The sequence below is a fragment of the Rheinheimera sp. genome (genome assembly GCF_037442345.1).
Classification (GTDB): domain Bacteria; phylum Pseudomonadota; class Gammaproteobacteria; order Enterobacterales; family Alteromonadaceae; genus Pararheinheimera.
The window spans coordinates 144,753-152,968 of the sequence record NZ_JBBIQL010000010.1; the positions used below are offsets into that span (position 1 = coordinate 144,753).

Genomic DNA, 8,216 nt, shown 5'->3' on the forward strand with positions numbered 1-8,216 from the left:
AAAGTAACATCAGACCTTGACTTATTTGGTAGTGATGTCGGGTTTCACCAGGATGAACAAGAGCACCATAAAGTGGCTTTGTCAGTAGTTGCGCTGCCGGCAAAGCAGAATGGGTTACACAACAAGAAATGAGATCAAACCATGTCTGAATTACACAGCTATAGCAACAAACACCGCATTCAACGCACCAGGCTCAGCCTGGCTGTTTCTGCCGCTTTCTTGGGGCTGTGCCCATTGGTTGCGGCTGCACAAAATTTGCCGGAAAATGACAACGCTGTCACCACTAAAGAAAAAGGTGAGCAGATGGAAGTTATTGAAGTAAAAGGCATTCGTGGCAGTATTATGTCGGCGCAGGATCTGAAGCGTTATGCCGACACGGTCAAAGATGTGATCACCGCCACCGACATTGGTGCGCTGCCCGACAAATCTGTCACCGAAGCACTGCAGCGGGTGCCAGGCGTGACCATTGAACGTTTCGCATCGTCCGACGACCCGAAACACTATGCCGATGAAGGTACGGGTGTGCTGGTACGGGGTTTAGACCGGGTGCGCTCGGAAGTGAACGGCCGTGACGCCTTCAGCGCCAACCCATGGGGTGGCCTGAGCTACGAAGATTTTCCGGCCGAACTCTTGGGTGCAGTGGAAGTCGTCAAAAACCAGACAGCAGACCTCACCTCAGGCGGCATAGCCGGTACCGTCAACCTGATCACCCGCAAGCCCTTTGATTCCGACAAACGAGTCATCGCCTTTGGTGGCAAAGCCAACTACGGCGATTTCCGTGAAGACACCACCCCGTCTTTTAATGCGCTGTATTCAGACCAGTGGGAAGTGAACTCAGGCCGCTTTGGTATTTTGCTGGCGGGCTCTCATTCCGAATACCGTACCCGTGGGGACGGCGTTGGTTTGGGTAACTTCCATTCCCGCGGCGACTCTTTTATTCCGACCACAGACCAATGGGGCGGCATCACAGGGGTAGACCCGGATTCTCCGGTTGACGGCCCGGCCTTACCTGGCCAGCCTGCAGGCAGTGTCTGGCACGTGCCTGTGGCTATTCATATGAGCACCGCCGATAACGACCGTAAACGTGATGGCTTCACCGGCTCATTACAGTGGGCCAATAAAGACGACACCATTATTGCCACACTGGAACACATTAACTCCAATGCGTCGCTGGAATGGAACGAACGCCAGATTGGTCAGGCCGCCCAGGGCTTTAAAGGTTTTATGGGCTCGTCGCAGAACTGGCGTGACGATTCCGCCACTGGCCGCCCACTGACAGTGGAAAATGGCTATGTCACTTCTGGTGTGGCTTTGGGCGTCAGCCCGGAAACACCATTTTTCTACCGCAGCCGCTGGAACTACAACGAAAATACGGTGGAAGACAGCTCCTTTAACCTGGCGATTAAAGCCAGCGACCGCTTAAAACTGGAATTCGATTACCAGCATATCGACTCGGAAAAAACCGTGCATAACTACAGCATGTCTGGCCAGACCCGCGGTAACCATGTGCATGCCGTGTCGCCTTATTACCTGGATATGCGTGGCGAACGTCCGACTATTGAGTTCTTAAGCGACAACATTCTGACCCCAGGCTGGTCACCGAATAACGACTGGAACGGCCCGGTGCCGAATTTATTCCTGGGCAGTGGTATGGAGCAGGAAGAACACAACACCGCCAAAGCCGACAGCTTTAAGTTTGATGTCAGCTACCAGTTGGATGGCGTGTTTTCCAGCGTCAAATCGGGCATCTACTACTCAGACAAAGACCTGACAGTGCGCGACACCGCCTATGAAGGCTGGTCTGCCATTGGTACGCCATGGGACATGAATGACCGCAATGCAGCCGCTGCTGTCAACCGGCCTGAGCTGTTCGAACGGGTGGACTTCGCTAACTTCTATAATGGCAAAGTGCTGCAGGGTAACGTGAATAACTTCCTGTTCCCGCGCATGGATTTAGTGCGCAACTACGCGGACTCTTTACGTCAGGGTTGTGCCGACGGCTGGCATAATGCCACCTTAAGTGCGGCCAATGGCGGCGTTTGTACCGGTACTTATGTGCCATACACCGACAAACCAAACCGGGTGGAAGGGCCTTTTGCGGCGCATAACATCAGCTCGTCCAACGAAAAACGCACCGAAGTTTACCTGCGTGGTGACTTTGAACTGCCAAACCAGCAGTTCCCGCTGGTCGGTAACGTCGGCCTGCGTTATGTGAATTACCAACTGCAGTCGACCGGTGCTTTTGTGCAGCCACTGACCACCAAACGTGGTGAACCGGGCACCTCATTAAATACTGTGATGCAGCAGCCGCAATACAAACGCTATTACGACCTGGCCAACGGCGAGTCACAACTGAGCACAGTAGACGGCACCGACTACAGCACAGTGCTGCCCAGCCTGAACCTGAGTTTCGAAATGTCGGAGGACGTGGTACTGCGTTTTGGCGCGTCCAAAGGCCTGTATTACCCAAGCCTGGTGGACGCCCGTAATATCAGCCTGCTGGATTTAGACTACACCCGCATTTTACAAACGCCGGGGATGGACCAGGACGAAACCAACAACCCGGTGGTGGGGCTGGATGACATCGAAATTTCTGCACTGGCCGGTAACCCCTACCTGGAGCCGGAAGAGTCGATCAACGCCGACCTGACCACTGAATGGTACTTTGCCCCAGCTGGTTTTATTACGGTGGGCCTGTTCCATAAAAAGCTGGACAACATTATCCGCAACCGCGCTTTTGATATGGACGTCACCTACGGCGGTGAAACCTACGACGTGTCCGCTTACGGCCCGGCCAATACCGGCTCTGGTACTTTGCGTGGTGCCGAGTTTTCCTACTCGCAGTTCTACGACATGCTGCCGGGTTTATGGCGCGGTTTAGGCATGCAGTTTAACTACACCTATATCGACCAGAGCGGCCTGGAAGACCCGAACGAAGTGTCCAAAGGCACGCTGGGCTTTGATGAAAACGGCAACAGGTTGTCAGACAACCGCAATACCTTCCGGGTGTTCAGTGGTCTGCCGCTGCAAGGTTACTCCGACCAGAATATGAACATTGTTGGTATGTACGAGTACGACAAGGTGTCATTCCGTCTGGCCTATACCTGGCGCTCTGAGTACCTGCTGACTCTGCGTGAGTCGGAAGAGTATGTACCGGCTTATGCTGAAGCCTCAGGCATGATGGACGCCAGCTTCTACTACAGCATTAACGACAACTGGAAAGTCGGTATTGAGGGCAGCAACCTGCTGAATACCGAAACCAAAACCCAGTACCAGATGAACCAGCAAGGTGACCGCACCCAGGCACTGAGCTTCACCACAGACCGCCGTTATGCACTCAGCGTACGTGGTGTGTTCTAAGCACTGACCTCCGGAATTTACCCCGCATCAAACCGCGTAGCCCCGGCTGCGCGGTTTTCTTTTTATCCTGCACAGGCACAAATCCAGCCCGACCCGCTTGCTGAAACAATTGTATTTATATACAGTAGTCAGGCTTTTTTTCTGACCAGACTGATCCAGTCAGCCGGCGCAGCCATACTTTGACCTCAGTCTGCTCACTCCACTTCAGCCAAGAGACTTGCGATGGATAAAATTGATATCCGCGGTGCCCGCACCCACAACCTGAAAAATATCTCACTGCAAATTCCGCGCGACAAACTGGTGGTGATCACCGGCCTGTCCGGGTCGGGCAAGTCGTCTCTGGCTTTTGATACCCTTTACGCCGAGGGGCAACGCCGTTACGTGGAATCGCTGTCGGCTTATGCCCGTCAGTTCCTCAGCCTGATGGAAAAACCTGACGTCGACCATATTGAAGGCTTGTCCCCGGCTATTTCTATTGAACAAAAATCCACCTCGCATAACCCGCGGTCTACGGTAGGCACCATTACCGAGATTTACGACTACCTGCGGTTGCTGTTTGCCCGGGTGGGTGAACCACGCTGCCCGACGCACGACTTACCGCTGACGGCCCAGACCATTACCGAGATGGTCGACAAGGTCGTGTCCTTCCCGGAAGGTACCAAGCTGATGGTGCTGGCACCAGTAGTGCAGGAACGCAAAGGCGAACACGTCAAAACTCTGGAAACCTTGGCGGCCCAGGGCTACATTCGCGCCCGCATTAATGGCGAAATTTGTGATTTGTCCGACCCGCCAAAGCTGGAGCTGCATAAAAAGCACACCATTGAAGTGGTGGTCGACCGGATTAAAGTGCGCGACGACATTAAACAGCGGCTGGCCGAAAGTTTTGAAACCGCGCTGGAGCTGTCGGGTGGTATTGCCAAAGTCGCGTCGATGGACGACCCAAGCGCCGAAGAGCTGGTATTTTCCGCTAACTTCGCCTGCCCTACGTGCGGCTATTCGATGGCCGAGCTGGAGCCTCGGCTGTTCTCGTTTAACAACCCGGCGGGCGCCTGCCAGAGCTGTGACGGTTTAGGCGTAAAACAGTATTTTGAAGCTGGTAAAGTGATTGTCAGCGACGAGCTCAGCCTGGAAGGCGGCGCCATTCGTGGTTGGGACAAACGCAATTTCTACTACTACCAAATGCTGAAATCCCTGGCCGATCACTATGGCTTTAAGCTGGATCTGCCATTCAGCAGCCTGAAGAAAGAGCACCAGCAGGTGATTTTAAACGGCACCGGCAAAACCGAAATTGAATTTAATTACCTGAACGACCGCGGCGACATTATTAAACGCAAACACCCGTTCGAAGGCATATTGCCCAATATGGAGCGGCGTTATCACGAAACCGAATCGATGGCGGTGCGTGAAGAATTGTCCAAATACCTCGCCTCTCAGGCCTGCCCCAGCTGCCATGGCTCACGACTGCGCGAAGAAGCCCGCCATGTGTTTATTGGCAAAACCAATTTGCCTACTGTGGTGGAGCTGTCGATTGGCGACTGCCTGAACTTCTTTAAACAGCTACAGTTGACTGGCCAACGCGCCAAAATTGCCGAAAAAGTATTAAAAGAAATTCAGGACCGGCTGATGTTTTTAGTCAACGTGGGCCTGAATTACCTGAACCTGTCGCGTAGCGCCGAAACCCTGTCGGGTGGTGAAGCCCAGCGTATTCGTTTAGCCAGCCAGATTGGCGCCGGGTTAGTTGGCGTGATGTACGTACTGGACGAGCCATCTATTGGTTTGCACCAGCGCGACAACGACCGGCTGCTGGCCACGCTGAACCACCTGCGTGATTTAGGCAACACTGTGATAGTGGTGGAGCACGACGAAGACGCAGTGCGCGCGGCCGACCATATTATCGACATAGGCCCGGGCGCCGGTGTGCATGGCGGCGAAATTGTTGCCCAGGGCACACTAAAAGACATTATGGCCAGCAAAGATTCGCTGACTGGCCAGTACCTGTCGGGCGTACGTAAAATTGAAGTGCCAGCCACCCGCCACCAGGGCAAAGCCGGTAAAGGCCTGAAAATTGTTGGCGCGAGCGGCAATAACCTGAAAAACGTGACGGTGGATATTCCGTTTGGCGTGCTGACCTGCGTCACTGGTGTGTCTGGCTCCGGCAAGTCGACCTTGATTAACGACACCTTATTCCGGGTGGCGCACAAGGTGTTGAACGGCGGCGAAGCTGGCGACGAACCAGCCCCTCACCAGGCTGTAGAAGGCTTTGAGAATTTTGATAAATGCGTCGACATTGACCAAAGCCCTATAGGCCGCACGCCACGCTCCAACCCGGCCACTTACACCGGCATTTTTACCGCAATTCGCGATTTATTTGCCGGTACTCAGGAAGCCCGGTCCCGTGGTTACCAGCCAGGCCGTTTCAGCTTTAACGTGAAAGGCGGCCGCTGCGAAGCCTGCCAGGGCGACGGCGTGATCAAAGTAGAAATGCACTTCCTGCCCGACGTGTATGTGCCTTGTGATGTCTGTAAAGGCAAACGTTATAACCGCGAAACGCTGGACGTAAAATACAAAGGTAAAAGCATTCACGAAGTGCTGGAAATGACGGTGGAAGACGCCCGTGAGTTCTTCGACAGCATTCCGGCGGTGTCACGCAAGCTGCAAACCCTGATGGACGTGGGCCTGAGTTACATCAAACTCGGCCAGTCGGCCACCACCTTGTCGGGCGGTGAAGCGCAGCGGGTGAAACTGGCGCGCGAGCTGAGCAAACGCGACACAGGCCAGACCCTTTATATTCTGGACGAACCCACCACAGGCCTGCATTTTTACGACATTCAGCAACTGCTGAACGTGCTGCATAAGCTGCGCGACCACGGCAACACCATTGTGGTGATCGAACATAATTTGGACGTGATTAAAACCGCCGACTGGATTATCGACTTAGGCCCGGAAGGCGGCAGCGGCGGCGGTGAAATCCTGATCACCGGCACGCCTGAACAAGTGGCCGCCTGCGAGCAATCCTACACCGGCAAATACTTAAAGCCATTGCTGGCTTAACCTGCTGCTGATCTACCTGTAGGGGTGGGGTTTACCCCACCCGCATTTTCGCTGCTCTTCAGCCCAGCCAATACAATCATTGACAATCTTTGTATCAAATTCTAGCCTTATAGCAGGCAGCTTTGGAGGCCAGTATGCATATTTCATTAACCCCTGAACTTGAATCCCGGGTAAAAGCCAAGGTAGAAAGTGGCTTATACAACAATGCCAGCGAAGTCATTCGTGAAGCGCTGCGTTTTATGGATACCCATGAAGACTGGATCCACGAAATCAAACTGGCCCGGCTAAGAGAGCAGTTAAAATCGGGAATAGACCAATTAGATAGAGGCGAAGGCATAGTGCTTGAGTCAAAAGCTGCACTGGATGCACTGTTTGACGATATACAGGCCTGACCCTAATGGCTGCGTACCAGCTGGTTCTTGCGCCAGCAGCCAAAGCCGACCTGAAAGAATTTTACCTGTATGGCTTACGCCAATGGGGACAGAAGCAATCCGAAAGTTACCTGCAACAGATCAAAAATCAGCTCTGGACCATCACTCTCCAGCCTTTGATTGGCAGGGAACGCACAGAACTTTTAGCTAACATTCGCAGTTTGCCTGTCGAAAGCCACACCTTGTTTTATCGCATTACGTTCAACCGTATTGAGATTATTCGCGTATTACACCGCCGCCAGGATCCGGGGCGTCATTTAAAGTAACTGAACACAAAAATCCGGCGGCCCTCTCACTGCTGCCTGCGCCTGCACTTTAACCCGCCTTTGGGCGCAAACGGGCCAATCAACGGAACAATGACACTTTTATTTGCTTACAAAACCTAAGTTGCCGAAAAAACCAACAACCTTTACACTGCGCGCAGTTTTCACCAAGGAGGCATTATGGCCAAACAAGCTCAGCCGCAACTGGCACACCAGCACGACCGCGGCACCATCACCGACAACGCCCTGAAAGCCGTCGTCACCAGCAAACTCTTTACCACCCGGGTGGTAAAAGCGAAAAAGGGCAAAGGGTCCTACTCAAGAAAAGGCCGTAACTCGAAAGATTACGGCCTTGTTGTTTGTGGTATCAGCTGCTCTGCTACTCAGGCGCTGGCAGTTCGCCATAAGGCAAATCACAGTTAAGCCAGTCTGTAAAAGACGCTACCAATTGCTCTGCGCTAAGCCTGTTCTTCCCCCGAAGCGCACACTCCCAAACCACATAAACCCGCCAGCCCATTTCCCTAAGCTTGTCCTGCACTAATTCGTCGTGAGCCCTGTTGCGCATCAGCTTGGCCTTCCACCATTCAGCCCTGGTTTTTGGCCAGTGGAACATGGCGCATTGATGCATATGCCAGAAACAACCCTGAACAAAAATCACTGATTTGTATTTGGGGAAAACCAGGTCGGGCCTGCCAGGCAGAGTTGAAACATGCAAGCGGTAGCGAAAACCGGCTTGGTGTAACGCTTTTCGCACACAGATCTCAGGTTTAGTATCACAACCTCTGATTGCCGCCATGTTTTTACTTCTGACTGCTATCGTGTGCACATCTGTCATTAACTACCCCACCATCAGGGATAATAGGAAATAGCCTCAGTGTATACCGGCTCAATATTGCTAAAGCATGATTTTTGAACAAGTTTTCTGCGGGTAGTTAACTTGAGCTGGTGGGAAATATTTACAGTCCTACTCACGAAAGGGCTGCAACTCCATGATTGCGACTGTAAACATCCCTTTATTAGTGGCAGCCTAAATTAGAGTTTTCCGCCTCTGCTTTGGCCAGATATTCCCAAGGGGTTAAATCACCCAAGGAATCATGTGGCCGCTCTTCGT

General features: G+C 52.9%; 6 protein-coding genes. 5 read left to right on the forward strand and 1 reads right to left on the reverse strand.

Features of this window, described 5'->3' with window-relative positions:
* Positions 1 to 141 precede the first annotated feature (141 nt).
* The 5 genes from WKJ04_RS07995 to WKJ04_RS08015 all read left to right on the forward strand — a co-directional run bounded on the left by WKJ04_RS07995 (position 142) and on the right by WKJ04_RS08015 (position 7,528).
* On the forward strand, positions 142 to 3,360 hold the full coding sequence (locus WKJ04_RS07995) for a TonB-dependent receptor (RefSeq protein WP_337879950.1): 3,219 nt from the start codon (positions 142 to 144) through the stop codon (positions 3,358 to 3,360).
* Positions 3,361 to 3,582: 222 nt separating this feature from the next.
* Positions 3,583 to 6,411, forward strand: a complete 2,829-nt coding sequence (gene uvrA, locus WKJ04_RS08000) for an excinuclease ABC subunit UvrA (RefSeq protein WP_337879951.1) — start codon at positions 3,583 to 3,585, stop codon at positions 6,409 to 6,411.
* Between the two features lie 134 nt (positions 6,412 to 6,545).
* Positions 6,546 to 6,803 (forward strand): type II toxin-antitoxin system ParD family antitoxin, encoded by a 258-nt coding sequence (locus WKJ04_RS08005; protein WP_337842482.1) that lies wholly within the window; start codon positions 6,546 to 6,548, stop codon positions 6,801 to 6,803.
* Between the two features lie 5 nt (positions 6,804 to 6,808).
* Positions 6,809 to 7,108 (forward strand): type II toxin-antitoxin system RelE/ParE family toxin, encoded by a 300-nt coding sequence (locus tag WKJ04_RS08010; protein WP_337879952.1) that lies wholly within the window; start codon positions 6,809 to 6,811, stop codon positions 7,106 to 7,108.
* Between the two features lie 177 nt (positions 7,109 to 7,285).
* Positions 7,286 to 7,528 carry a ribosome alternative rescue factor ArfA gene (locus WKJ04_RS08015; RefSeq protein ID WP_337879953.1) on the forward strand — a complete coding sequence of 81 codons (243 nt, stop codon included), beginning with the start codon at positions 7,286 to 7,288 and terminating at the stop codon, positions 7,526 to 7,528.
* Here the strand turns inward: WKJ04_RS08015 and WKJ04_RS08020 are convergent.
* A complete protein-coding gene (locus WKJ04_RS08020) occupies positions 7,485 to 7,940 on the reverse strand; it encodes a very short patch repair endonuclease (RefSeq protein ID WP_337879954.1) in 456 nt (151 codons plus the stop codon). The genes WKJ04_RS08015 and WKJ04_RS08020 overlap by 44 nt on opposite strands.
* Between the last annotated feature and the right edge of the window lie 276 nt (positions 7,941 to 8,216).

Excerpts from the sequence above, each read along its gene's own strand:
- uvrA (WP_337879951.1), top strand. The coding sequence starts at position 3,583 with ATGGATAAAATTGATATCCGCGGTGCCCGCACCCACAACCTGAAAAAT.
- WKJ04_RS08005 (WP_337842482.1), top strand. The coding sequence starts at position 6,546 with ATGCATATTTCATTAACCCCTGAACTTGAATCCCGGGTAAAAGCCAAG.
- WKJ04_RS07995 (WP_337879950.1), top strand. The coding sequence starts at position 142 with ATGTCTGAATTACACAGCTATAGCAACAAACACCGCATTCAACGCACC.
- WKJ04_RS08015 (WP_337879953.1), top strand. The coding sequence starts at position 7,286 with ATGGCCAAACAAGCTCAGCCGCAACTGGCACACCAGCACGACCGCGGC.
- WKJ04_RS08020 (WP_337879954.1), bottom strand. The coding sequence starts at position 7,940 with ATGACAGATGTGCACACGATAGCAGTCAGAAGTAAAAACATGGCGGCA.
- WKJ04_RS08010 (WP_337879952.1), top strand. The coding sequence starts at position 6,809 with ATGGCTGCGTACCAGCTGGTTCTTGCGCCAGCAGCCAAAGCCGACCTG.